Source organism: Aurantimicrobium sp., assembly GCF_036667855.1.
GTDB lineage: Bacteria > Actinomycetota > Actinomycetes > Actinomycetales > Microbacteriaceae > Aurantimicrobium.
In genome coordinates, this window is the sequence record NZ_JAVWTF010000028.1 from 1 (window position 1) to 24,699 (window position 24,699).

Consider the following 24,699-nt stretch of genomic DNA (forward strand, 5'->3'; position numbering starts at 1 on the left):
GACTACAGCGAGTCGTCACATTTACTCAACCAACCTGCCTGGGCAGTACAGTTAGTTATCTTCGTAGCTGTGTTCAGGACCTGGATAGGTTCCTGATTCCACATCTGCTTTGAATGCCTTGGCAGCATCGCTGAGGATTGCGCCGAGGTTCGCATACTGCTTGACGAACTTGGGTACGCGACCGGTGTTCATGCCGGCGAAGTCGGTCCAGACCAAGAGCTGGCCATCTGTTTCTGCACCTGCACCCACGCTAATCGTGGGGATCGTGAGCTCTGCAGTGATGCGCGCAGCAAGTTCTGCCGGAATCATTTCCAGCACAACGGCGAAAGCACCGGCAGCTTCTACAGCTTTAGCATCAGCAAGAACAGCGTCGGCAGCTTCGCCGCGACCCTGAATCATGTGACCGCCGAGGCCGTGCTCGCTTTGGGGAGTAAAGCCCACGTGACCCATCACTGGGATACCTGATTCCACGATGCGACGAATCTGGTCTGCGCTGCGCACACCACCTTCTAGCTTGACGGCGTGAGCGTGTGTTTCCTTCATGAAGCGCATGGCGGTGCGCAGAGCGTGCTCTGCGCCCTCTTCATAAGAACCAAACGGCATATCTGCGATGACAAGTGCACGCTTTGCGGATAACGCCACAGCACGGGTCAAAGGGATGAGTTCATCCACAGTGACGGGAAGCGTGGAGTCGTAACCGAGAACAGTATTACCGGCTGAGTCGCCCACAAGCAGGAAGTCGATACCTGCTTCGTCAAAGATCTGAGCAGTCAGGGTGTCATAGCTGGTCAACCCCGTGATCTTGATGCCGTTGGCCTTTGCCTGAGCAAAGTGGCGCGTGCGGACACGCTTGGTGACAGCATCAGAGGTGTGATCAGGGTGAACGCTCATGGAACCAGTCTAGTTACGGGTAAAAGTGACCGGCAGTCGTCGGTCGCGACCGAACGCCATCTCAGAAATCTTGGGACCAATCGCGCCTTGACGGCGCTTCCACTCTGCGCGGTCGACGAGAGAAATAACTCGGTCCACCATCTCAACACCAAATCCACGCGAAATGATGACATCCCTGCCCACACGCTCGGTGATGTAGGCATCAAGAATGGCATCCAGAACGTCATATTCCGGCAGGGTGTCTTGATCGACTTGGCCTGGGCGGAGTTCAGCTGACGGTGGCTTGGTAATGGAGTTCTCTGGAATCGGGGGAGTCAGGCCCTTCTTGCGAGCGTGCTCATTACGCCACTTCGCCAATTCCCACACCAGTGTCTTGGGAACATCCCGAATGGGAGCAAAGCCGCCCACACTGTCGCCGTAGATGGTGCTGTAGCCCACGGCAATCTCGGTTTTGTTGCCGGTGGTGAGGACAAGGTGCCCCTCGGCATTACTCAAGCCCATCAAAATGATTCCGCGAATACGAGCCTGCAGGTTCTCTGCCGCCACACCATCCAGATGAAGTTGGGTTTCAACGGGGTCAACCAGGGGTGCAATTGCCTCGGTACGAATATCTATACCCAGTCGTTCAGCCAAGTCATCTGCGTCAGAGCGTGAGTGGTCACTGGAATAGTTGCTCGGCATCGATACACCAAAAACTCGATCGGGGCCAATGGCATCCACGGCAAGTGCGGCACACACGGCCGAATCGATACCGCCAGAAAGGCCCAGAATGACTGACCTAAAGCCGTTCTTTTCGACATAGTCACGCATGCCGAGAACCAGTGCGTCCCAGATTTGTTCATTGATGTCCAGCTGTGGAGCAATCTCAGCTGTGACCTTTGCTCGTGTTGAACGCTGAGGGTTGCCCGCGCCTGCTTCAACAACCACGACGCCGGGACCGACCTGGGAACCGTGGGTTGTGGAGTCTTTGATAGCAATGTCGACCAGCAAGGTTTGTTCTACAAACTGGTGAGCACGTGCCAATACTTTGCCGGAGGCGTTCGTGACAAAGCTGCCACCATCGAAAACCAGGTCGTCTTGTCCACCGACAAGGTTTAGATAGACCGCGGGAGCATTGACCTGCTCAGCTCGGCGCTGAACGAGGGGCAAACGCACCTCGTCTTTTTCACGTTCGAACGGCGAACCGTTGAGTATGAGCAACAGACTGGGCTTAACCTCTGCAATTGCGGCAACTGGGCCACCCTCGCGCCAGATGTCTTCGCAAATAGCGAGGGCAACGTCGGCTCCTGCTACGTGAAGAACAAGAGCATCAGAGCCGGCTCGGAAGATGCGGTACTCATCGAAAACGGAGTAGTTGGGCAGGTGATGCTTGTTGTAAATGCCGATAATTCGGCCGTCCTGCAGCACAGCAGCTGAGTTGTAGGCAATTGCAGAGGGGGATCCACTATTGGCGTGGTGGTCATCGAGCGGGCCGTGCGGGAAGCCCACAATGACCGGGATGGAGCCTGCGCCAGAGGCGGCAATCTGTGTTGCGATGTCTTCGAGGTGAGTGTGTGTTTCGCGCAAGAAATCAGGTCGAGTTGCAAGGTCTTCGATGGGATACCCCGTCAAAGACATCTCACCGAATGCGACTAGATCAGCGCCCTGGCCGAATGCCTCTACAGCTGTGTTAACAATCTGTAAAACATTGCGAGAAAAATCCCCTAATCGTGGGTTTGTCTGGGCAAGAGCCAAGCGAAGAATCGGCATAACAAGTAGCCTAGTAGCGATAGGAAAGGGTTCTCATGGACAAGCAACAGGACTTCGTGCTGCGCACGATTGAAGAGCGCGGCGTAAAGTTTGTTCGCCTCTGGTTCACCGACGTTGTTGGTACCTTGAAATCAGTTGCTGTGGCACCTGCCGAGGTCGAAGGTGCTTTCGCTGAAGGTGTCGGTATCGATGGTTCGGCCATTGAAGGTTTGACCCGTGCCTATGAAGCTGATGTTCTGGCTCACCCAGACCCCAGCACCTTCCAGATCCTGCCGTGGCGCGGTGAGGTAGACCCCACTGCTCGCATGTTCTGCGACATCAATACCCCTGACGGTCAGCCAGCCGTTTCTGACCCCCGAAACGTTCTTAAGCGCACGCTGGCTAAGGCTGCAGAGCGTGGTTTTACTTTCTACACTCACCCAGAGATTGAGTTCTACCTGCTCAAGGACAGTGACTGGGCTAACGGTGGCGCACAGCCCATCGATACTGCTGGTTATTTTGACAACGTTCCTGGTGGAACTGCACACGACTTCCGTCGTCGTTCGGTGCGCATGCTCGAAGACATCGGAATCTCGGTTGAATTCAGCCACCACGAAGCTGGCCCCGGTCAGAACGAAATTGACCTGCGTTATGCAGACGCGTTGACTACCGCGGATAACATCATGACTTTCCGCACCGTGATCAAGGAAGTTGCGATGGAGCAGGGCGTATACGCCACCTTCATGCCTAAGCCTTTCGCGCAGCACCCGGGTTCGGGTATGCACACGCACATGTCACTCTTCGAGGGTGACAACAATGCGTTCTACGAGGCCGGTGCCAAGCACCAGCTCTCCAAGGTTGGTCGCCAGTTCATTGCAGGTCTCTTACACTTTGCACCAGAGATCACGGCCATCACTAACCAGTACGTCAACTCTTACAAGCGTCTTTGGGGTGGTGGCGAGGCTCCAGCATTTGCTAACTGGGGTCACAACAACCGCTCGGCTCTTGTTCGCGTTCCTGTCTACAAGCCCGGTAAGGGTCAGAGCGCTCGTATTGAGTACCGCGCTATTGACTCTGCTGCGAACCCCTACCTTGCCTACTCAGTCCTGCTTGCAGCAGGTCTGAAGGGTATTGAAGAGGGCATGGACCTTCCTGCAGAGGCAGAAGAGAACGCCTGGGAGCTCACTGACACCGAGCGCAAGGCCCTCGGATACAAGCCGCTTCCTTCGAGCCTTAACAACGCTATTTCGTTGATGGAAGAATCTGAGTTGGTTGCCGAGACACTCGGCTCCAAGGTCTTTGACTACGTCCTTCGCAACAAGCGGCAGGAGTGGGCTGACTATCGCAACCAGGTCACTAACTTCGAGCTACGCTCTAACCTCGAGACCCTCTAGTTCTAAACCCTTACTCTCGTGGCACTGTCGCGCACTCAGCTCGCTAAGGCCGGTTTTACCGACCTCAGTGAAGCTCTCTTTCAACTAGAAAAGGTTTGTGAACTCACCGGTGGTGATGCTGAGCTCATTCTGCGTTCCATCCACAACAGTGCCGATCCAGATCGAGCAATTAGCTGGTTATTGCGACTGAGTCAGTCTGAAACTGCCCTTAAAGCGGTGAAGAAACTTCTCGGTGACGAAGGGGCAACTACCCGGCTTTTGAGTATTCTGGGTGGCTCCAAGGGGCTTGCAGAGTTCATTGAACGTCATCCCCACACCCTGACATTATTCCACGATGAACCAGGTCTGCCTGGTGATCAAGAAAAGATGCGTGCCACATTGCTTAAAAGTGTGGGAGCAGCAAAGGGTTTTGCGAAGAGCGGTGGGGATGCGGCACGTGATGCGTTGCGTATTCACTACCGTGAGCTCTTGCTCAAGATTGCGATCTGGGACCTCGGGCATGAGGATCCTCTCCACCAGATTGAGTGGGTAACTGGCTCTCTGTCCGATATTGCCGGCGGTGCATTGGAGGCAGGCCTCGCTATTGCCCGAACCGAGGTGGCAGAGAATTTCTCCACTGACGACGTTGCCCTGGTAGATCTCGCCATCATCGGTATGGGTAAGTGCGGTGCGAGGGAGCTGAACTATCTCAGTGACGTGGATGTAATCTATGTCGGCGCATCTCTAGATGAAGAGAAGTTGCCCACCGATAAGGCGTTGACTATCGCCACGCGCCTTGCTCAGCACACTGCACGTGTCATTTTTGAAGTGTCCAAAGAGCCAGGCTTGTGGGAAGTCGATGCCAATCTGCGTCCTGAGGGTAAAGATGGTGCGCTGGTGCGTACCCTTGACTCGCACCTGGCTTATTACGACCGCTGGGCAAAAGACTGGGAGTTTCAGGCTCTGCTCAAGGCGCGACCACTTGCTGGAAGCAAAGAACTTGGTGAGCAGTATGTTGCCTCCGTTGCTCCGAAGGTGTGGTCAAGCGCGAGCCGTTCCAACTTTGTGGAACAAGTTCAGCGCATGCGTGAACGTGTCACTGAAAACATTCCGGGTGATGATGTTGAGTATCAAATCAAGCTGGGCCCTGGTGGTCTGCGAGACATTGAATTCACTGTTCAGTTGCTACAGCTCGTGCATGGTCTCGTCGATGACAGTGTTCACACCAAGGGCACACTGGAATCTCTAACCCGCCTGTCTGAAGCCGGATATGTCGGCCGTGACGAAGCACAGTCATTCGCTGACAACTATCGCTTCCTGCGTTTACTGGAACACCGCATGCAATTGCGGGATCTTTCCAGGACTCACCTGATGCCCCGTGACGAGGAAGGGCAGCGCGTTCTTGCCCGCGCCACGGGCCTGTGGCACACCGCGGAAGAAGTGGTGTCTCAGTGGCAGCAAACCAAACTCGACGTCCGTGAGTTGCATGAGCGCCTGTTCTATAGGCCGCTATTGGCGGCAGTAGCCAAGCTGCCTGAAGAAACTCACCAGCTGACCAATGACCAGGCTGAAGCACGCCTCGCAGCGATTGGTTTTCGCGACCCACAAGGCTCTCTCAAGCACATTGCTGCACTCACGAACGGTGTCTCTCGCCGTGCTGCGATTCAACGTGCGCTCCTACCGGTGATGTTGCAATGGCTTTCTGAGGGCGCCAACCCTGACCATGGTCTGCTCACCTTCCGTTTGCTCAGTGAACAGCTGGGGGAGTCGCACTGGTTCTTGAGGATGCTACGTGACTCTGCAGGTGCTGCCAAGCGCTTGACACAGGTGTTGAGTGGTTCGCGATACGTCTCTGACCTGATGGAGCTCATCCCCGAATCTGCGGCTTGGTTTGACGGAGATGAGGAGCTTGCCCCTACACCGCAAGATGTTTTAGAGGCAGAGGTGTTGGCAATCCTTGCGCGTCACCACGAAGATGATGACGCAGCACGTAAGGCTGTTCGCTCCATGCGTCGACGTGAGGTTCTGCGCCTGGCAATCGGCGGAATCCTTGGAGTGGTCACGATTGACCAGATCAGCCAGGGCTTAAGCGATGTCACCACAGCAGCACTCAACGGTTATTTAGGAATTGCTCTGCGAGAAGCAGAACATAACCCAGAGTTCGCCGTGATTGCGATGGGGCGTTATGGCGGTCAAGAACTCGGTTTCGACAGCGATGCAGATGTGATTTACGTCTACCGCCCCACAGCAGAGTGTTCAGGTGAACAGGCCCAAAAGCGTGCAGAACGCATTGTCTTGCGTATCAAGGAACTTGTGGAAGATCCTCGCCTTCCCTTCGACATCGACACCGACCTCCGTCCTGAGGGCAAGAACGGTGCTATCGCCCGTTCATTGGACTCTTACGCCGCTTATTACGCAAGGTGGTCGTTGATGTGGGAAGCACAAGCACTTCTCCGTGCTCGTGCTGTGTTGGGCCCTGAAAAGCTTCAGAAAGACATGATGACGCTCATCGATAGCGTTCGATATCCCGAGGGCATCAGCGTGGAAGATGTGCGAGAGATCCGCCGGATCAAGGCACGTGTTGAAGCAGAACGTCTTCCTCAAGGAGCTGATCCTGCACGGCACGTGAAGTTAGGCCGCGGCTCGCTCAGTGATGTGGAGTGGACGGTGCAGCTGTTGCAACTGCAATACGCCCACAAGTATCCCTCGCTTCACACAACCTCGTCCGTGAAAGCACTTCGTGCAGCTGTTGAGGCGGGACTTATTGCTGAAGTAGATGCACAAAAACTTATTGATGCGTGGATCTTTGCTTCACGTGTGCGTTCCGGAATCACGATTTGGGCAGACAAAGCAACCGACGTGCTTCCTCAGGACACCCGTGATCTTGAGGGCATTGCTCGACTTCTGAATTACCCACCCGGTTCTGCATCACGCTTAGAAGAGGATTACCTTTCGATTACGCGCCGTGCCCGACAGGTCGTCGAACGCGTGTTCTTTGATTTCTAGCTCACTGTTGAGTTAACGAAGAAAGCCACTGCCTTGCGGCAGTGGCTTTCTTGTGAGTGTCCTCTAGAGTGATTAGACGCCGTAGTAGAGCTCGAACTCGAAGGGGTGAGGACGCAACGAGAGAGGCTTGATTTCGTTGTCGCGCTTGTACGAAATCCAGGTCTCAATGAGGTCCTTGGTGAACACGTTGCCCTGCAGGAGGAATTCGTGGTCTGCTTCGAGAGCCTGGAGAGCGTGCTCCAGCGACTCAGGAACCTGAGGAATGTTCTTTGCTTCCTCGGGTGGCAGTTCGTAGAGGTCCTTGTCCACGGGCTCGTGAGGCTCGATACGGTTCTTGATTCCGTCGAGACCAGCCATCATCTGTGCAGCGAATGCGAGGTAAGGGTTACCAGAAGCATCAGGTGCACGGAACTCGATGCGCTTTGCCTTGGGGTTGTTACCGGTCAAGGGGATGCGGATCGCAGCGGAACGGTTACCAGCAGAGTAAACGAGGTTTACGGGAGCTTCGTAACCAGGAACCAGGCGGTGGTAAGAGTTCACGGTTGGGTTGGTGAATGCGAGCACAGCACCTGCGTGCTTGAGCAGACCACCGATGTACCAACGTGCAACGTCAGAGAGACCGCCGTAGCCGTTCTCGTCGTAGAACAGTGGCTTGCCGTCGTTCCACAGCGACTGGTGGGTGTGCATACCCGAACCGTTGTCACCGAAGAGAGGCTTTGGCATGAAGGTTGCGGTCTTGCCCCACTCGTTAGCGGTGTTCTTGACGATGTACTTGAACTTCAGGATGTCATCTGCAGCCTTGACCATGGTGTCGAAGCGGTAGTTGATTTCACCCTGACCTGCGGTACCAACCTCGTGGTGGCTGCGCTCGAGGATGAGGCCTGCGTTGATGAGCTTGAGGCAGATGTCATCGCGGAGATCAGCGTGCTGGTCAACGGGGGAGACGGGGAAGTAACCGCCCTTGTAGGGGGTGGTGTTTCCGAGGTTTCCGCCTTCGATCTTCTTGCCGGAGTTCCAGGGAGCTTCAGAAGAGTCAATCTTGTAGAAGGAGGTCTGCTGGTTTACTTCGTAACGTACGTCATCGAAGATGAAGAACTCTGCTTCAGGAGCGAAGAAAGCGGTGTCAGCGATACCGGTCGAAGCAAGGTACTTCTCAGCCTTCTTAGCAACCTGACGGGGGTCACGGTGGTAGATCTCACCGGTACGTGGGTTGTAGATGTCGAAGAGCATAACGAGAGTGCGCTCGGTGCGGAACTCGTCGATGTAGCAAGTGGTGGGGTCTGGGATGAGCTGCATGTCCGACTCGTGGATCGAGGCGAAGCCACGGATCGACGAACCATCGAACATCTGGCCGACAGTGAAGAATTCTTCGTCAACTGTCGAGGCGGGGATGTTGAAGTGCTGCTGAACACCGGGAAGGTCGGTGAAGCGGATGTCAAGGAACTTTACGTCAGTGTCCTTGATGAACTTCAGAACCTCAGAGGAATCTTTGAACATGCTTAGATAGCTCCAAATTAGATGGAATAAAGCGGTTACGTGAGTGCAACCTTGGAACCAATGTACGAGTCTTGCGTTGCGTAGCTGTATCGCAATTGTTTCAACCATGTTACAGGCTTTCAGGCGCGTAAACTCAGGGGTATGGCTTCAGAACCGAAACGACCCGATTTGCCCATGAGTCGCTATCCCGGAGAACGTTTGGGACTGCCTGAATCAGGTCCACAATCTGTGGGTCGAGTGGGCCGTCGTTTTGCTGCCATTACGGTGGACTGGATCATTTCTGTTCTGGTGTTGATGTTGATTTCTGGGCGTGATTACCTCACCATTTCATCCACTGCAGCAGGTCAATTACAGCTACTTGGCGTGTTTGTCGCCCTGCAAATTCTTTCCATTTGGGCAATTGGCGGAAGCATGGGACACCGTTTGCTGGGCTTATTCGTGGTCAATGTCCATGGTGGGAGCCTGACCTGGTGGCGACCTATTGCGCGAAGCGTTTTGCTTGCTCTTGTCGTGCCGGCACTGGTGTGGGATTCAGATCAGCGAGGATTCCACGACAAGATCGCAGGGACATTGCTACTCAAGTCCAGATAAAGAAATCCGGCCCACTCGAGGAGTGGACCGGATTGTTGGGCTACTTTAGCGTGCGCGTGAAGGGCGAACCTTGTAAGGGTCAATTCCCTTGGGGATAGGAACGTTGGTTCCCAGCGACGCCAGACGGTTAGAGACGACACGAACCTCGCTCTTGGTCAATGCAGGCTTGATCTTGGTTAGCTGCCAGCCGAGCTTGTAGAGCTTCACGGATTCTTCATCCGGTCCCACAGTCAACACGGTGATGGGAACGTTGGGGAGAATTTTTGCGGTCTTACGCTTCTCGTCGTCAACGAGACGCTGTGTGCGAGAAATAGGGCCTTCAGCGATGAGGGCAACACCACCGCGGCCAACGGCACGGTAAATTGCATCCTTGGTTTTCGCGTTGATAGCAACTGGCATCTCTTCAGCTATCCAGCTGCGCTTGAGAGCAGATTTCATGACAGCACCAACGGCTCCGGGCTGACCCTCCAGCTGGGAGTATGCAGCGCGTTCTGCTCGTCGACCCAAAACAATCAAGCCAATCAGCAATCCGAGCATGACGCCCACAACGATCCAGATGACGAGTGTGAAGACGTTACCGCCACTGAGAATGAGACCTGCAGCTACGCCGGCTCCGGTGGGGAGTAAGAATGCCAGCAGGAGTAATCCAACAACACTCTTGTCGTAACGACGGGTCATCTGGAAGACCTGCCACATCTGAGCTAGACGTGAAGATCCCTTGGGTTTTTTCGTTCGTGCCATGGAGAAAACAATACCTATCGTGGAGAGGTTTGGATGACCACCACGGGGGAGATCACCTCAAAGAAAAACTAAACGGCTTGGGAGAAACCCAGTTCGGCATCAGCTAAGTGGCTCAGGCTTTCAGGGATTTCACGGCCCTTAGCGCGCATGGACTGTGCATACAGACGACCTGCGCGGTAGGAAGAGCGCACAAGGGGTCCAGAGAGGACGCCGAGGTAACCAATAGCTTCTGCCTCGTCCTTGAGCTCAACGAACTCTTCTGGGTGAACCCAGCGGTCAACAGGCATGTGACGTGCACTGGGGCGCAAGTACTGCGTGATGGTGATGATGTCAGTACCAGCGTCATAAAGGTCCTGGAGTGCCTGGCTGACTTCCTCACGGGTTTCGCCCATGCCCAAGATCAAGTTCGACTTGGTGATCATGCCTGCGTTGCGACCTTGGGTCAGAACATCGAGTGAACGCTCATAGGTGAACGCAGGGCGAACACGCTTGAAGATGCGTGGCACTGTTTCTACGTTGTGCGCAAAGACTTCAGGTGCGGCATCGAAGACCTGCTTGAGGTGATCGGGGTTGCCGGAGAAGTCAGGAACAAGGATCTCCACACCCGTGTTGGCATTCTGCTGGTGAATCTGACGAATGGTCTCGGCGTAGAGCCACGCACCTTCGTCTTCGAGGTCATCTCGGGCCACGCCCGTCACAGTGGCATAACGCAGGTTCATCTGAGCGACGGATTCACCAACGCGGCGGGGTTCGTCGCGATCGAAAGCGTCGGGCTTTCCGGTGTCAATCTGGCAGAAGTCACAGCGACGGGTGCACTGAGATCCACCAATGAGGAAGGTTGCTTCACGGTCTTCCCAGCATTCATAGATGTTGGGGCAGCCGGCCTCTTGGCAGACAGTGTGGAGGTCTTCGCTCTTCACCAGTTTCTGCAGTGCCTGGTATTCAGGACCCATCTTGGCTTTGGTACGAATCCATTCAGGCTTCTTCTCGATAGGAGTTTCGCTGTTACGAACTTCCAAGCGCAGAAGCTTGCGGCCATCAGCTGACATGAGCATCCTCAAAGTAGTGAGTGAAAAGACGTGTAACAACAGGAACAACGTCACCAGGGGTGATGTTTGTTCCCGAAATCTGAGACAAAGTTGTTGCACCCGCATCACGGATGCCGCAGGCCACGATGTTCTCGTAGGCCTGAAGAGAATTGTTGCAGTTGATGGCAAAGCCGTGCATCGAGACGCCTTCGCTGATGCGAATGCCAATGGCTGCAACCTTGTCATAGTTCAGGCCACGATTGACCCAGACACCTGAGCGGCCTTCAACGCGTTCACCAGTAACGCCAAACTCCGCGGCAGCGTCGATGAGGAGACCTTCAATGGTGCGAACATATGCAACAACGTCCATGGGTTCCTGAAGCTTGGTAATGGGGTATCCGACGAGCTGCCCAGGGCCGTGCCACGTAATCTTTCCGCCGCGGTCAACGTCAATGACCTCAGTTCCGTCTACAGGACGTTCAGATTCCTCGGTGCGCTTGCCTGCGGTGTAAACAGACTGGTGTTCGAGAAGGAGCAGAGTGTTGGGTCGTTCTCCAGAAACAACTTGTTTGTGGATTTCACGCTGTTTTTCCCATGCTTCACGGTAGGGAACTGCGTCATCTCCGAGACCGAGAATGACGACATCCAACATTCTTCAAGTCTACCTTCCGCAAGACACCAGTTCTCCACAGATCTTTTTCCCAGAAGCTTGTCCACGACAGCGTCAATACATCCGTTGTTTGTTGATCCGAATGACATTCTCGGCACATGGGAACTGCTCAACATCAATACCTCGTTGGCTATCGAATAGAGCCAGGCAGTAGTGGTCGTTCAATGATGCATGGCACTGCTCATATCGATGGTGTCCCAGTTGAGCATGTTCTTACGGTTTGCTCCCGTCCTGAAAAATACTGTGACGTAGGCCGCAATGCTGATGGCGATCTGGTCTGGATCTCTAAGAAGGAGGACCTTGCTACTTACATTCCGCCTCTCGTGACAGTGCTCGAGCCAGTCCTAGAGTATGACCCTGAAGTTCTGCCTCCAGAACTCGACAGCGAGCACGAGTTGGGGGAGCGCAGAAGCCTGGTTCTCGCGCTCACAGAAAGAATTTCTCAGAGAAAAAGACTCATGATTGTTTCGGGATTTGTTAGCGCGTTGTTGGTATTTCTCGGATTGAGTCTCACATCCCAACCGTCCAAGAATGGCGGTTCTCTCGAAGAGTTGGCCACACCCGGCTCGAGTGAAACCCCCGTACTGGTTGATCAGCCAACAAAGCCGACGGAGGCAGCGATTGATTTCGTTGTGTCAGGACAGGTTCCAGGGGTGGTAATCCCTGAGAATGCTTCTAGGGACTCTCTGCAGGCCACAGTTGTGAGCACAAGTGGAGAGATTGTTTTGGTTGACGTCCAAGCCCAACTCAACGATGGCTTAACGACATTCGCCACGCTGCTCCTGCAAAAGAAAGGAACTGCGTGGCGAATTCGTGAGGTGTTTGATCCTCGTTAGAACTTAGATGCCGAGGTCAGCTTCGAAAGCACCCTCTTCGAGGCGTTCCTTGATAGCGCCGAGGAAGCGAGCTGCGTCGGCACCATCGATGATGCGGTGGTCGTAGGACAGAGCCAAGTAGACCATCGAGCGAACAGCGATGACTTCCTGACCTTCAGCCTCAATCACAACGGGACGCTTGGTGACAACACCGGTTCCGAGGATTGCAAGCTGGGGAAGGAAGACCACAGGAGTGTCGAAGAGAGCTCCACGAGAACCTGTGTTGGTCAGGGTGAAGGTTCCACCAGCGAGCTCGTCTGGCTGCAGCTTGTTGTCGCGGGTGCGAGCTGCAACATCGGCGATAGCGATGGAGTACTGAGCAATGTTTAACTCTCCAGCGTTTTTCACCACAGGAGTGAGCAAACCGCGCTCGGTGTCAACAGCAATGGATACGTTTTCGTGGCCTGGGTACACAATGTTGTCGCCATCAACAGTTGCGTTGATGATGGGGAAAGCCTTGAGTGCTTCCGTAGCTGCAAGAGCAAAGAAAGGCATGAAGCTGAGCTTGCCACCGGTTGCAGCAACGAACTGGCCCTGAACACGCTTACGCAGTTCAGCAATGCGAGTGACGTCAACTTCAACAACGCTGGTCAGCTGTGCAGTGCTCTGCATGGAAATCACGGCGCGCTCTGCAACAACCTTGCGCAGACGAGTCATGGGAACGGTAGTTCCGCGAAGCGGAGACACGGTCAGCGGGGTGCGAGTCTTTGCAGGAGCTGCAGAAGAACCACCGCGTGCCGAGAGGACATCTTCCTTGCGGATACGTCCACCGATTCCGGTTCCGACGACTGCGTTGAGGTCAACGCCGTTTTCGTTTGCAAACTTGCGCACGATGGGTGTGACGTAACCTGCGCCTCCGGAGTGTGCTGGTGCAGCGGGAGCAGCAGGTGCTGCTACAGGCTGAGGAGCAACAACGGGGGGAGCCACTACTGGAGGTGCTACAACGGGAGCTGCAACAACGGGAGGTGCAACGACTGGTGCTGCTACTGGCTCAGGAGCTGCAACGGGCTCAGGCACTGCAACGGGCTCTGGAGCAGCTGGTGCTGCGGGAGCCTCAGCGGCTGGTGCCGCAGGAGCTGCGCCAGCACCGGAACCATCACCGATGTGAGCGAGGACGGTGCCCACGGCAACGGTCTCGTCTTCCTGGACCAGAATTGCTTCCACAACGCCAGAGATAGGCGAAGGGATCTCGGTGTCAACCTTGTCGGTTGATACTTCGAGTAAAGGCTCATCTACCTCTACGCGGTCACCGACGTTCTTGAGCCACCGGGTAACGGTGCCTTCGGTGACGCTTTCACCCAGTGCGGGGAGGCTGACTGACTCGCTCATGGACTAAATCTCCTTGTTAGCTGCTGCGTTGTTTAGCTTACTAATGCTTGGCCGGTCTCTACAGCGTGTGTAGAGGCTTGCCAGCGAGGTACAGGAATGCTTCACCCAGTGACTCGTTCTGAGTTGGGTGAGCGTGGACCAAAGGTGCGATGTCTTCTGGGTGTGCTTCCCAGTTGACAACAAGCTGAGCTTCACCAATGAGTTCGCCAACGCGAGCACCAATCATGTGAACTCCAACTACTGGGCCGTCAACGACGCGAACGACCTTGACCGAACCTGCGGTTCCGAGGATTTCGCTCTTACCGTTACCGGCAAGGTTGTAGTCGTATGCGGCAATCTTGTCTGCGCCGTACTGCTCTGCAGCCTTTGCTTCGGTGAGACCGACAGATGCAATTTCTGGCTCGCAGTAGGTGACCTTCGGAATGTTGGTGTCGCTGATGACAACAGGGTTCAGGCCAGCGATTTCTTCGGCAACGAAGAAGCCCTGCTGGTAACCACGGTGAGCAAGCTGGAGGCCAGGAACAATGTCACCCACAGCGTAAACGCCGGGGATGTTGGTAGCCAGGCGCTCGTTAGTGATCACGAAACCGCGGTCCATGGTGATGCCGACCTCTTCGAAGCCACAACCTGCGGTTGCGGGGCCACGGCCTACAGCAACCAGCATGAGGTCGGCTTCGATGGTCTCGCCGCTTTCGAGGGTGATGACAACGCCAGAGTCACTCTGGGTTACGCCTTGGAAGCGAACACCCAGTTTGTAGTCGATTCCGCGCTTGCGGTACGCACGCTCGAGAGCTTTAGAGATGCTCTCTTCTTCGTTTGGAACGAGGTGAGGGAGGCCTTCGATGATGACAACTTCTGCACCAAAGCTCTTCCATACTGATGCGAACTCGACACCGATAACACCGCCACCAAGAATGGCGACCTTGTTGGGGACGTAGTTCATCTGCAGGGCGTGCTCGCTGGTGATAACGCGGCCACCGATTTCGAGACCGGGAAGAGAGCGAGAGTAAGAACCAGTTGCCAGAACAATGTTCTTTCCCACAATGTTGTCTGCACCAACAGCAACGGTGTTGGGGGAGACGAGGCGACCTTCACCCTCAATAACGGTGATCCCGCGTGCCTTGATCAGGCCGCCGAGACCCTTGAACTTCTTAGCAATGATGTCTTCGCGGAATGCGTTTACGCGGTCCATGTCCACACCGTTGAAGGTGGCGTTGATGCCACATTCGTGAGCTTCACGTGCGTTGTCAGCTACCTCAGCTGCGTGGAGCATTGCCTTGGTGGGAATACATCCCACGTGAAGACAGGTGCCACCAAGCTTGTTCTTTTCGATGAGGGCAACGTTCATGCCCAGTTCGCTGGCGCGGATAGCAGCTGAGTAGCCGCCACTTCCGCCGCCGAGTACGACGAGGTCAAAGTTGAGTTCAGCCACGTTTCTGCTCCTTTTGAGAGTGGGTTTGCGCCAGGCAGACGCAAAAATCTGCGTTACTTACGGTGAAGTTAACCTCTACGAGACTACTACGCCGTGGCGTAGGACTCTGCGAGGTTAATCAGGGTGCGTACAGCAACGCCTGTTGGTCCAGCACTTGTATAGCCATATGCCCCACCGGCATTGTTTGCGGTGTTAGCAATGTCAAGGTGCATCCACGGAATAAGTGGTGCGTCTGGCTTGTCAGAGGACTTTCCTACGAAATCTTTGAGGAATGTAGCTCCCACGAGCATTCCTGCAGCGGTGTTACCTGGCTTGACGTTGGCAATATCTGCAACATCAGAGTTCAGATAGGCGCGAAGTTCTTCAGGCAATGGCATGTGCCAGAAGCTTTCTCCCGCAGAATTTCCGAGTTCCACAAGGTGGGAAATAGATTCAGTGTCTCCCATCACGCCCGTGTAACGAGTACCCAATGCTGTGGTTGCGGCACCGGTGAGAGTGGCGATGTCGATGATCAGATCAGGGTGTTCCTTACTGGCAGCAACGAGGCCGTCAGCGAGAACGAGGCGGCCTTCTGCATCAGTGTTCAGAACCTCGACGGTTTTTCCGCCATGGATGGTCAATACGTCGTTGGGACGTGTCGCAGTGCTCGAAGGCATGTTCTCTGCCAAGCACAACCATGCTGTGATGTTGACGTTGAGTTTGAGCTCAGCTGCGGCAGTGATGATGGCCAAGGTTGAGGCGGCACCTGTCATGTCATATTTCATGCCGATCATGCCGGCACCGCTCTTGAGCGAGAGCCCGCCAGTGTCGAAGGTGATTCCCTTGCCCACAATGGCTATGTGCTTCTTGGCTTTCTTGGGCGCATAAACAAGCTTGACCAGACGTGGTGGGCGAGATGAACCCTTACCTACACCGACAATGCCGCCAAAGCCGTCTTTGACGAGTGCTTTCTCATCCCACACCGTGGACTTAATCGGCAGACCCTTGATGGTTGTCAGAGTGTGCTCAACAAAAGAAGCGGGGTAGAGGTCATTGGGTGGAGTGTTGACCAAGTTCTTGACGAGTGAAAGTGCCTGAGCAGAAATCGCTGATTTGGAGAGCTCTGCAGAGATTTTCTTGTCAACAACTATTTCCACCGCAGAGACGGGATTCTTCTTCTCTGGTGTCGATTTGTAGTCGTTGTAGGTATATGTGCCAAGTGCAGCACCTTCAGCAAGCGCTTCAACAGAGGCGGCATCGGTAAGAGCTAGATCAAAAGCAATAGTTTCTGTGCCCGCCAGTTTGCGGGCAGCGACTGCGCCGGCGTAGCGGTAGCTGTTGGGGGTGAGGGGCTCTGAACCCAAACCAACCACGGCAATAATCGTGGTGGGGTGTGCCGGGTCAACCACGGTTGTGAACGAATCCAGTGCGCCGGTTATCTCAAGCGCTTCTGCCAGCTTGGCCAGCTTAGATGTGTCCCGAGAAGACTCGATGCGCACACCCTTCTTTCCAGAAACAGCACCGACAACAATGAGGGCTTTCGCAGAGGGGCGGGGGACCAAAGACAGCTTAGGAATACTCACGACTTCACATTAGGTTCTCGTGCTGTGCACAAGCTTCTGCCACGCGTACGAGAGGTGAGAAAACCGAACGTAGACTGAAGCTATGCCTGAACGCGAGAGCTTGCTTCATTTCGTGATGGACGCTGCCGAAGTCCCACGTGGACTTCCACTTGTTGCTGGACTCACTGGCTTTGCAGATTCTGGTTCTGCAGTCACGGGTTTCACCGACTACATCGTGGACACGATGGATTCACAGATCATTGCCATCTTTGATGCTGATTCTTTGCTCGACTACCGTGCACGCCGCCCCATTATTTACTTCGATCAGGACCACTTGACTGGCTTTGAGCCACCCATGCTGGCCTTCCACCTCGTTCGAGATGAAATATCTCGTCCCTTCATCTTGCTCACTGGATATGAACCTGATTTCAAATGGGAAGCATTCAGTAAGGAAGTTCTCAACTTCGTTGAGCGCTTCGATGTTGCTACGACGACCTGGGTCCACTCCATTCCTATGCCTGTTCCGCACACCCGGCCAATTGGTACCACGGTGAGTGGTAATCGATCAGAACTGATCGAACAGTTCTCGGTTTGGCGTCCCCACACCCAGGTTCCTGCCAACGCCATGCACCTGGTGGAATATCGACTGCAAGAAATTGAGCATGAAGTAGCTGGCTTCGTCCTCCTTGTTCCTCACTATCTGGCTGATACTGAGTTCCCTCAGGCCTCCCTTGTTGCGCTAGAAAGCATCAGCTCGGCAACAGGTTTGATCTTCCCCACCGATCGTCTGCGTGAAGAGGGACGTGAGTTCGTTGGCAAGATTGATGAGCAAGTCGAGACCAACGAAGAATTGAACAAACTCGTTCACACCCTCGAACAGCGTTACGACTCATACATGAAGGACAACGCACTCCGTTCCCCTCTGACCGACGTTGAGGGTGAACTTCCTACCGCTGATGAAATAGCTGCAGAACTCGAAGAGTTTCTTGCGTACCGCCGTGGTACGGAAGAGTCTGGCGACATGCGATAATAGAAACCGGACCCAGTCTTATCCCTTCACGGGACTTGACAAGGGTCCTAGTTATGCCCCCGAACAGGAGAAATCTGCTCATGGCTACAGAGAACACAGCCCCCAAGGCTAAAGGACGTTTTGCGTCGCTCTTTGGTGGAAAGTCCAAGTCCTCTGCTGTCGAGCCAGCTCCGGAAAGTGCTCCCTCTGTGAAGGCTCCTGCCGCCAAGACTCCTGCTCCCAAAACCCCTGCAAAAGCTGCAGCTAAGCCTGCTGAAAAGCCCGCCGCAAAAGCACCCGCAGCCAAGGCACCTGCGAAAGCAGCAGCGAAAACTGACAAGCCCGCCGCCAAAACTGCTGCTAAGCCTGCAGTAAAGGCACCTGCAAAGGCAGCTGAGAAGCCCGCTGCGAAGCCCGCTGCGAAGGCTCCAGCTAAAGCTGCTGCAAAGCCAGCCGTAAAGGCACCAACTAAGACTGCTGCGAAAGCACCTGCCGCAAAGACTGCAGCGGCTAAGGCTCCTGCCACCAAGGCTCCTGCCACCAAAGCTCCTGCAACTAAGGCTGCTGCCCCTAAGGCCGAGCCAAAGTCAGCAGCAAAGGCTCCTGCCAAAGCAGCCACTAAGGCTCCTGCTAAGGCTGTTGAAGCAGAGAAGCCAGCAGCTAAGGCAAAGAAGCCCACTAAAGCTGAACTGGAAAAGATGGCAAATGCTCTCTTGACCGAAGAAGCAGCACCCGCAGAAATCGCTCCCAAGCGTGGTCGTGGCCGCGCAAAGGCAGTCGATCCTGAGGCAGATGACGAAGAAGTAGACGAAGAAGATCTCGTCGCAGATGTCGCTATCGAAGCAGTTGTCATTGACGTTGTTGACGACGAAGCACTCGAAGAAGATGAAGACAAGCCTGCACGTCCTGCAGTAACTGAAGAACCTCTGCCTACCGGCGCCATCGTATTGTCCATGGCAGACGATGACGATGACATCCCTGTCTACTCCACCGCAATCACCGGTGCTACTGCTGACCCCGTTAAGGATTACCTCAAGCAGATCGGTAAAGTTCCTCTGCTCAACGCTGTTGAAGAAGTTGAACTTGCCCTGCGTATTGAAGCTGGTCTCTTTGCTGAAGACAAGCTGGCAACCAAGAAGAACATTCCGAAGCAGCTCGAGCGTGAACTTCGTTGGGTCGCCCGCGATGGCCAGCGCGCCAAGAGCCACCTGCTCGGTGCCAACCTGCGTCTGGTTGTTTCTCTTGCGAAGCGTTACACCGGGCGTGGCATGCAGTTCCTGGACCTTATCCAGGAAGGTAACCTCGGTCTGATTCGTGCAGTTGAGAAGTTCGACTACACCAAGGGCTTCAAGTTCTCCACTTATGCAACCTGGTGGATTCGTCAGGCAATTACTCGCGCTATGGCTGACCAGGCACGAACCATTCGTATTCCTGTTCACATGGTTGAAGTCATCAACAAGCTGGCTCGTGTCCAGCGTCAGATGCTGCAGGACCTCGGTCGCGAACCAACTCCTGAAGAGCTCTCACGCGAACTCGACATGACTCCTGAAAAGGTCGTAGAAGTTCAGAAGTATGGCCGCGAGCCCATCTCGCTTCACACGCCTCTTGGTGAAGATGGTGACAGTGAATTCGGTGACCTCATTGAGGACACCGAAGCAGTTGTTCCAGCAGATGCAGTGGGATTCACCATGTTGCAGAAGCAGCTGGAATCTCTCCTGGATTCACTTTCTGAGCGTGAAGCCGGAGTTATCCGCATGCGCTTTGGTCTGGGCGATGGCATCCCCAAGACTCTCGACCAGATTGGTGACACCTTCGGTGTGACTCGTGAGCGTATCCGTCAGATTGAGTCGAAGACCATGGCGAAACTTCGTCACCCTTCGCGTTCTCAGTCTCTGCGTGACTACCTCGAATAAATCGAGAAATGTGAAAGAAGCCCCGGTGCAGTGCACCGGGGCTTCTTCGTTAAGTTGAGTTCTTAGATTGAGCGATCGTTCGCTGCGTGCAGCTTTGCGGTCTCGTCGTGCCACTGAGCGCCAAGGCCGGTGAGCTTTTCACGGTGCTTGGAAGCGTGGTGTGCGCAGAAGAGGAGAACACCACCTGCAGGCATGGTGGCTCGAACGTATGCCTGTGCACCGCAGCTGTCGCAGCGGTCGAGGCTTGTGAGCTCGGAGGCTACGTCGGTTGATGCGGTTTCAGTCATTGCTGTTGTCATCTCTCGCTCCTCTTCGTAATGAAGTCCTAAGCACATATAACCATGAAGAGCTGTGTTTTGTGGTCGGAATGCAGGGCATTTCGCTGACCGCGTATCAGGTTCCTGACGCGTGCCTCCGCGGAATTGGGCTCCGAACAAACTACTGTTCAAGAGCGCCACGAAGTAGTTGAGGAGTCGCGTGAGTTCTTCTGAGTATTCCGCTCGCCATCTTTCCGTTTTGGAAGGATTAGAGGCGGTCCGTAAACGTCCCGGTATGTATATCGGAACCACAGACTCTCGTGGGCTCATGCACTGCCTGTGGGAGATCATCGACAACTCAGTTGATGAGGCCTTGGGTGGTCACGGAAACTCTATTGAGATCCAACTTCACAAAGACAATAGCGTCGAGGTTCGTGACAAAGCGCGTGGTATTCCTGTTGATGTTGAGCCCAAGACGGGTCTGACTGGTGTTGAGGTTGTCTTCACCAAGCTGCACGCTGGTGGAAAGTTTGGTTCCGGTTCTTATGCCGCTTCTGGTGGTCTCCACGGTGTGGGTGCATCTGTCGTTAATGCGCTGTCAGAGCGCCTCGATGTCGAAGTTGACCGTGATGGCAAGACCTGGGCCATGTCCTTTCGACGTGGGGAACCTGGCGTCTTTGACGACAGCAAGGGAATTGCTCCGAACAATCCCTTCACACCCTTTGAAGACGGAAGCTCGCTCACCGTCAAGGGCAAGGTTGCCAAGGGTGTTACCGGAACCCGTGTGCGCTACTGGGCAGATCAGCAGATTTTCACTCCAGGTGCCTCTTTTCAAACTGAAGATTTAGACTCGCGCGCCCGCCAAACAGCGTTCCTTGTTCCCGGTCTTGAAATGAAGATTACAGACGAGCGTGGTCCCGAAGTCCTTGAATCGAGCTTCAAGTTCAGCGGCGGTATTAGCGAGTTCGCTGAGTTCCTTGCTCCAGATACTGCAGTGACTGACATCTGGCGCCTTTCAGGCGAGGGTAACTTCACGGAGACCGTTCCTGTCTTGGGGCCTGATGGAAATATGGCTCTCACTGAAGTGGAGCGTAGCTGTGGTGTGGACATTGCGCTGCGTTGGGGCACGGGTTATGAAACCGAGATGCAGAGCTTCGTCAACATCATCTCCACCCCCAAGGGTGGAACCCACCAGCAAGGTTTTGAACAGGCGCTGCTCAAGGTCATCCGTGCCCAGGTTGATGCGAATTCTCGCAAGCTCAAAGCAGGTAACGACAAGGTTGAGAAAGACGATGTTCTAGCCGGTCTCACTGCTGTAGTGACCGTTCGCGTCCCAGAACCACAGTTCGAAGGTCAGACCAAGGAAGTTCTGGGAACTCCAGCAGTGAAGGCCATTGTTGCCTCTGTTGTTCAGAAGCAACTCACAGCACGCCTGACCTCAACTAAGCGTGACGACAAGGCACAATCTGCCTTGCTGCTGGAAAAGATTGTTTCTGAAATGAAGAGCCGCATCTCGGCTCGCACTCACAAAGAAACTCAGCGCCGAAAGAATGCGCTGGAAACTTCGAGCCTTCCCGCAAAGTTGGTTGATTGTCGAAGCAATGATGTTGAACAGTCCGAACTCTTCATCGTGGAGGGTGACTCGGCACTCGGAACGGCAAAGCTCGCTCGCAACAGTGAGTATCAGGCGTTGCTGCCCATCCGAGGCAAGATCCTCAACGTTCAAAAAGCATCTGTTTCTGACATGCTCAACAACACTGAATGTGCCTCGATTATTCAGGTGATTGGTGCAGGCTCTGGACGCAGCTTTGATCTTGATGCAGCCCGTTACGGCAAGGTCATCTTGATGTCAGATGCTGATGTTGACGGCGCACACATTAGAACGCTTCTTCTCACTCTCTTCTTCCGTTATATGCGTCCCCTCATTGAAGCAGGGCGGGTTTTTGCCGCTGTTCCGCCACTTCACCGCGTGGTGGTGATTAACCCTGGCACGAAGCCCAACGAAACGATTTATACCTATTCAGAGACTGAACTTCAGTCCGTGTTGGCTGCATTGGCGAAGTCCGGAAAGCGCTACCAAGAGCCCATTCAGCGCTATAAGGGTCTGGGTGAAATGGATGCAGATCAGCTTGCCACCACCACCATGGATCGCTCAGCACGCACACTGCGCCGTGTTCGTGTGGAGGATGCAGCGATGGCTGACACCGTCTTTGAGCTCTTGATGGGTAATGACGTTGGTCCACGCCGAGACTTCATTATTGAAGGCTCAGCTGGCCTGTCTCGCGACCGAATCGACGTTTAGCTAACGGCGTTGCCCACAAAGGCAACGTCTCCGTCGAGCAAGGTGCCAGAGGCATCGCGCTTGGCTAGCTCAGTGGGAAGTTCGCGGGGCATTCCATCTAGTGCGCTAGCGCGGGGAATTCCCTGGCCCACCCAGGCCAGTGCCAACGCATCTTCTCCCTTCAGGAGAGTTTGTGCGCGAACACCACCGGTGCCACGGCCCTTAGCGGGGAATTCAGAAAGCAGAGACATCTTGGCGCGGCCAGCGTCTGTACCGAGCAAAGTGTTCATGCTGGTGGAGATGGTGACCACCTGGGCGTCAGCTTCGGGGCCTGCGGTGAAGTAAATCACTCGAGCATTGTCTGAGACCCGGATACCAGCCATACCGCCGGCTGCAGCACCCTGGGGGCGAACAGCCTCTGCGCCAAAGTGGAGGAGCTGCGCATCAGAAGTGACAAAGATCAGTTCATCACTCTCTGCTGCGGGAGCGACACCCACAACCGTGTCGGAATCTTTCAACGAGATGATGGCATTGCCAGATTTCACAGGGAATGCATCGGCTTGGATGCGCTTGACGACACCCTCAGCAGTTCCTAGTGCATAGGTGGTTTCTCCGCCGAGGGAAACTAGGCCCACAACCTTCTCGCCAGATTCCAGTTCGACGTAGTCGGAGCTATTGACTGCTGCAGCAAGTGAAACGCTAGAGGCAGGAACCCCAGGAAGTGAGACGGGGGAGAAGTGAACCAAGCGTCCCTTGCTCGTCACAGCACCAATGAGACCTCGACGAGTTGTGGAGATGTTGGAGACAACACCATCATGTGCTGTGCGGTGGGTTCCTTGAGCAATGGGGTCGTCAGCATTATCAAGATCAACACGAGCAAGTCGTCCGCTGGCAGAGAGCAACACGCGGCACGGAGTGTCCTCGAGCTGCAGTGCTTCGGGTTGCGCAGAAGCAACACGTGCTGCGGTTGTGGCGGGTGCGACTGTTGAGGTGGACAACACCGTGCGGCGAGGAGTTCCGAGGTTCTTGGAAACTTCGGAAAGCTCCTTGACTACGACATCAATCAGCTTCTTATCGCTGGCGAGAATGGTTTCCAGTTCAGAGATTTCTTTACGCAAAGCATCGGCTTCTGCTTCGAGCTCTACTCGAGAGAATTTAGTCAGGCGACGAAGACGCAGTTCCAAGATGTAATCAGCTTGAGGAACAGAGAGCTCGAATACCTCCATCAGTCGGGCTCTGGCTTGTTCTGTGTCATCACTTTGGCGGATGAGCTGAATGACCTCGTCGATGTCCATGATGGCGATGAGGAGACCATCGACCAGGTGAAGACGTTCTTGACGCTTGGTGAGGCGGTGCTGTGAACGACGCTGAACTACCTGCTTGCGGTGGTCGACATAGACGGTGAGCATCTCGCGCAGACCCATGGTTTGTGGGCCACCGTTGACCAGGGCAACGTTGTTAATGTTGAAGGAGTCTTCCAGCGGGGTGTAGCGGTAGAGCTGTTCCAGGACGGCTTCAGGGTCGAAACCTGTCTTGATTTCGATCACCAGCTTGAGACCGTGGTGGCGATCCGTGAGGTCGATGACGTTAGAAATACCGTTGAGCTTTTTGCTCGTGACGCCATCTTTGATTTTGTCGATGACCTTTTCAGGACCGACCAGGTAGGGGAGTTCGGTAACAGTGATGCCCATTTTGCGAGGGGAGACGCTGCCAATGGTGACTCGTGCACGTGTCTTGAAACTGCCGCGACCGGTTTCATAGGCTTCGCGGATACCGTCCAAGCCCATGATCACACCACCGGAGGGAAGATCTGGTCCAGGCACGAACGCCATCAGGTCGTCCAGCGATGCCTGGGGGTTCCTCAGGAGGTGAATCGAGGCTTCAATGACCTCAATCAGGTTGTGGGGAGCCATGTTGGTGGCCATGCCCACTGCAATACCGCTCGCACCGTTTACCAGCAGGTTGGGATAGGCCGAAGGAAGAACATCTGGCTGCTGGAACTGGTTGTCATAGTTCGGAACGAAGTCGACGACGTCTTCATCAAGGTTCGCTGTCATGGCAAGTGCAGAAGCAGCGAGGCGGGCTTCGGTGTAGCGGGCAGCAGCAGGGCCGTCATCCAGCGAACCGAAATTACCGTGTCCATCAATGAGGGGCAGGCGGAGCGAGAAGTCTTGAGCCAGGCGAACAAGGGCGTCATAGATGGAAGCATCACCATGGGGGTGAAGTTTTCCCATCACTTCACCAACAACACGCGCCGACTTCACGTGGCCCTTGTCGGGGCGCAAACCCATCTCACTCATCATGAACAGGATGCGGCGTTGAACGGGCTTGAGGCCGTCGCGTGCATCGGGCAGTGCCCGAGAGTAAATCACCGAGTAGGCATATTCCAGAAATGAGTCCCGCATCTCTGTCGAGACATCGATGTCCTCGATGCGCTCGAGGGCATCATTCGCTGGGGTGGAGGGGACCATATCTGTGATCTTTCGTTACGCATAAGACACAGCAGGCATAGCTGGCAAACCGCGTAACTATGGCAG

Annotated in this window: 18 protein-coding genes; 7 read left to right on the forward strand and 11 right to left on the reverse strand. The window is 54.8% G+C overall.

Features of this window, described 5'->3' with window-relative positions; genetic code table 11:
• Nucleotides 1–51 precede the first annotated feature (51 nt).
• Both panB and RR877_RS06775 read right to left on the reverse strand, forming a co-directional pair.
• A complete protein-coding gene (gene panB, locus RR877_RS06770; protein ID WP_332627827.1) occupies nt 52–891 on the reverse strand; it encodes a 3-methyl-2-oxobutanoate hydroxymethyltransferase in 840 nt (279 codons plus the stop codon).
• Nucleotides 892–900: 9 nt separating this feature from the next.
• The gene (locus tag RR877_RS06775; protein ID WP_332627829.1) at nt 901–2,640 is read right to left on the reverse strand and encodes an NAD+ synthase; all 1,740 of its coding nucleotides are present in this window, start codon (nt 2,638–2,640) and stop codon (nt 901–903) included.
• Between the two features lie 35 nt (nt 2,641–2,675).
• On the opposite strand from RR877_RS06775, the gene RR877_RS06780 reads away from it, so the two are divergent.
• Both RR877_RS06780 and RR877_RS06785 read left to right on the forward strand, forming a co-directional pair.
• A complete protein-coding gene (locus RR877_RS06780) occupies nt 2,676–4,013 on the forward strand; it encodes a glutamine synthetase family protein (RefSeq protein ID WP_277495526.1) in 1,338 nt (445 codons plus the stop codon).
• A gap of 18 nt (nt 4,014–4,031) precedes the next feature.
• Entirely contained in the window at nt 4,032–6,998 is a 2,967-nt protein-coding gene (locus RR877_RS06785; RefSeq protein WP_332627831.1) for a bifunctional [glutamine synthetase] adenylyltransferase/[glutamine synthetase]-adenylyl-L-tyrosine phosphorylase, read from the forward strand.
• Between the two features lie 72 nt (nt 6,999–7,070).
• Here the strand turns inward: RR877_RS06785 and glnA are convergent, their stop codons facing one another.
• On the reverse strand, nt 7,071–8,495 hold the full coding sequence (glnA, locus tag RR877_RS06790) for a type I glutamate--ammonia ligase (protein ID WP_110233200.1): 1,425 nt from the start codon (nt 8,493–8,495) through the stop codon (nt 7,071–7,073).
• A 141-nt stretch (nt 8,496–8,636) separates the two neighbouring features.
• Here glnA and RR877_RS06795 point away from each other — a divergent pair, with 141 nt between their 5' ends.
• On the forward strand, nt 8,637–9,086 hold the full coding sequence (locus RR877_RS06795; RefSeq protein WP_332550391.1) for an RDD family protein: 450 nt from the start codon (nt 8,637–8,639) through the stop codon (nt 9,084–9,086).
• Nucleotides 9,087–9,131: 45 nt separating this feature from the next.
• Here the strand turns inward: RR877_RS06795 and RR877_RS06800 are convergent, their stop codons facing one another.
• From RR877_RS06800 to lipB, 3 genes are all read right to left on the reverse strand, one after another.
• Entirely contained in the window at nt 9,132–9,827 is a 696-nt protein-coding gene (locus RR877_RS06800) for a DUF4191 domain-containing protein (protein WP_332550392.1), read from the reverse strand.
• Nucleotides 9,828–9,895: 68 nt separating this feature from the next.
• On the reverse strand, nt 9,896–10,882 hold the full coding sequence (lipA, locus tag RR877_RS06805) for a lipoyl synthase (protein WP_110233203.1): 987 nt from the start codon (nt 10,880–10,882) through the stop codon (nt 9,896–9,898).
• Nucleotides 10,866–11,507 carry a lipoyl(octanoyl) transferase LipB gene (gene lipB, locus RR877_RS06810; protein WP_277495529.1) on the reverse strand — a complete coding sequence of 214 codons (642 nt, stop codon included), beginning with the start codon at nt 11,505–11,507 and terminating at the stop codon, nt 10,866–10,868. The genes lipA and lipB overlap by 17 nt, the downstream gene beginning before the upstream one ends.
• 116 nt (nt 11,508–11,623) lie before the next feature.
• On the opposite strand from lipB, the gene RR877_RS06815 reads away from it, so the two are divergent.
• Nucleotides 11,624–12,361, forward strand: a complete 738-nt coding sequence (locus tag RR877_RS06815) for a hypothetical protein (protein WP_332627832.1) — start codon at nt 11,624–11,626, stop codon at nt 12,359–12,361.
• 3 nt (nt 12,362–12,364) lie between these two features.
• Here the strand turns inward: RR877_RS06815 and RR877_RS06820 are convergent, their stop codons facing one another.
• From RR877_RS06820 to RR877_RS06830, 3 genes are all read right to left on the reverse strand, one after another.
• The gene (locus tag RR877_RS06820; RefSeq protein ID WP_110233206.1) at nt 12,365–13,729 is read right to left on the reverse strand and encodes a 2-oxo acid dehydrogenase subunit E2; all 1,365 of its coding nucleotides are present in this window, start codon (nt 13,727–13,729) and stop codon (nt 12,365–12,367) included.
• Nucleotides 13,730–13,787: 58 nt separating this feature from the next.
• Nucleotides 13,788–15,161: a dihydrolipoyl dehydrogenase gene (gene lpdA / locus RR877_RS06825; RefSeq protein WP_110233207.1), complete on the reverse strand. Its 1,374-nt coding sequence runs from the start codon at nt 15,159–15,161 to the stop codon at nt 13,788–13,790.
• 86 nt (nt 15,162–15,247) lie between these two features.
• Nucleotides 15,248–16,723 (reverse strand): leucyl aminopeptidase, encoded by a 1,476-nt coding sequence (locus RR877_RS06830; RefSeq protein WP_332550394.1) that lies wholly within the window; start codon nt 16,721–16,723, stop codon nt 15,248–15,250.
• An 82-nt stretch (nt 16,724–16,805) separates the two neighbouring features.
• On the opposite strand from RR877_RS06830, the gene RR877_RS06835 reads away from it, so the two are divergent.
• Nucleotides 16,806–17,732 carry a PAC2 family protein gene (locus RR877_RS06835; RefSeq protein WP_332550395.1) on the forward strand — a complete coding sequence of 309 codons (927 nt, stop codon included), beginning with the start codon at nt 16,806–16,808 and terminating at the stop codon, nt 17,730–17,732.
• A 188-nt stretch (nt 17,733–17,920) separates the two neighbouring features.
• On the forward strand, nt 17,921–19,624 hold the full coding sequence (locus RR877_RS06840; RefSeq protein ID WP_332550444.1) for an RNA polymerase sigma factor: 1,704 nt from the start codon (nt 17,921–17,923) through the stop codon (nt 19,622–19,624).
• Between the two features lie 62 nt (nt 19,625–19,686).
• Here RR877_RS06840 and RR877_RS06845 read toward each other — a convergent pair whose 3' ends face one another.
• A complete protein-coding gene (locus RR877_RS06845) occupies nt 19,687–19,923 on the reverse strand; it encodes a hypothetical protein (RefSeq protein ID WP_110233210.1) in 237 nt (78 codons plus the stop codon).
• A 178-nt stretch (nt 19,924–20,101) separates the two neighbouring features.
• On the opposite strand from RR877_RS06845, the gene RR877_RS06850 reads away from it, so the two are divergent.
• Nucleotides 20,102–22,183 (forward strand): DNA topoisomerase IV subunit B, encoded by a 2,082-nt coding sequence (locus RR877_RS06850; RefSeq protein ID WP_277494980.1) that lies wholly within the window; start codon nt 20,102–20,104, stop codon nt 22,181–22,183.
• On the opposite strand, the gene RR877_RS06855 is transcribed toward RR877_RS06850, so the two are convergent.
• The gene (locus RR877_RS06855; protein ID WP_332550396.1) at nt 22,180–24,633 is read right to left on the reverse strand and encodes a DNA topoisomerase IV subunit A; all 2,454 of its coding nucleotides are present in this window, start codon (nt 24,631–24,633) and stop codon (nt 22,180–22,182) included. The two genes, RR877_RS06850 and RR877_RS06855, sit on opposite strands and share 4 nt — an antisense overlap.
• Nucleotides 24,634–24,699 lie beyond the last annotated feature (66 nt).

Excerpts from the sequence above, each read along its gene's own strand:
- RR877_RS06815 (WP_332627832.1), top strand. The coding sequence starts at position 11,624 with ATGGGAACTGCTCAACATCAATACCTCGTTGGCTATCGAATAGAGCCA.
- panB (WP_332627827.1), bottom strand. The coding sequence starts at position 891 with ATGAGCGTTCACCCTGATCACACCTCTGATGCTGTCACCAAGCGTGTC.
- RR877_RS06820 (WP_110233206.1), bottom strand. The coding sequence starts at position 13,729 with ATGAGCGAGTCAGTCAGCCTCCCCGCACTGGGTGAAAGCGTCACCGAA.
- RR877_RS06835 (WP_332550395.1), top strand. The coding sequence starts at position 16,806 with ATGCCTGAACGCGAGAGCTTGCTTCATTTCGTGATGGACGCTGCCGAA.
- RR877_RS06775 (WP_332627829.1), bottom strand. The coding sequence starts at position 2,640 with ATGCCGATTCTTCGCTTGGCTCTTGCCCAGACAAACCCACGATTAGGG.
- RR877_RS06845 (WP_110233210.1), bottom strand. The coding sequence starts at position 19,923 with ATGACAACAGCAATGACTGAAACCGCATCAACCGACGTAGCCTCCGAG.
- RR877_RS06780 (WP_277495526.1), top strand. The coding sequence starts at position 2,676 with ATGGACAAGCAACAGGACTTCGTGCTGCGCACGATTGAAGAGCGCGGC.
- RR877_RS06800 (WP_332550392.1), bottom strand. The coding sequence starts at position 9,827 with ATGGCACGAACGAAAAAACCCAAGGGATCTTCACGTCTAGCTCAGATG.
- RR877_RS06855 (WP_332550396.1), bottom strand. The coding sequence starts at position 24,633 with ATGGTCCCCTCCACCCCAGCGAATGATGCCCTCGAGCGCATCGAGGAC.
- lipA (WP_110233203.1), bottom strand. The coding sequence starts at position 10,882 with ATGCTCATGTCAGCTGATGGCCGCAAGCTTCTGCGCTTGGAAGTTCGT.
- lipB (WP_277495529.1), bottom strand. The coding sequence starts at position 11,507 with ATGTTGGATGTCGTCATTCTCGGTCTCGGAGATGACGCAGTTCCCTAC.
- RR877_RS06795 (WP_332550391.1), top strand. The coding sequence starts at position 8,637 with ATGGCTTCAGAACCGAAACGACCCGATTTGCCCATGAGTCGCTATCCC.
- glnA (WP_110233200.1), bottom strand. The coding sequence starts at position 8,495 with ATGTTCAAAGATTCCTCTGAGGTTCTGAAGTTCATCAAGGACACTGAC.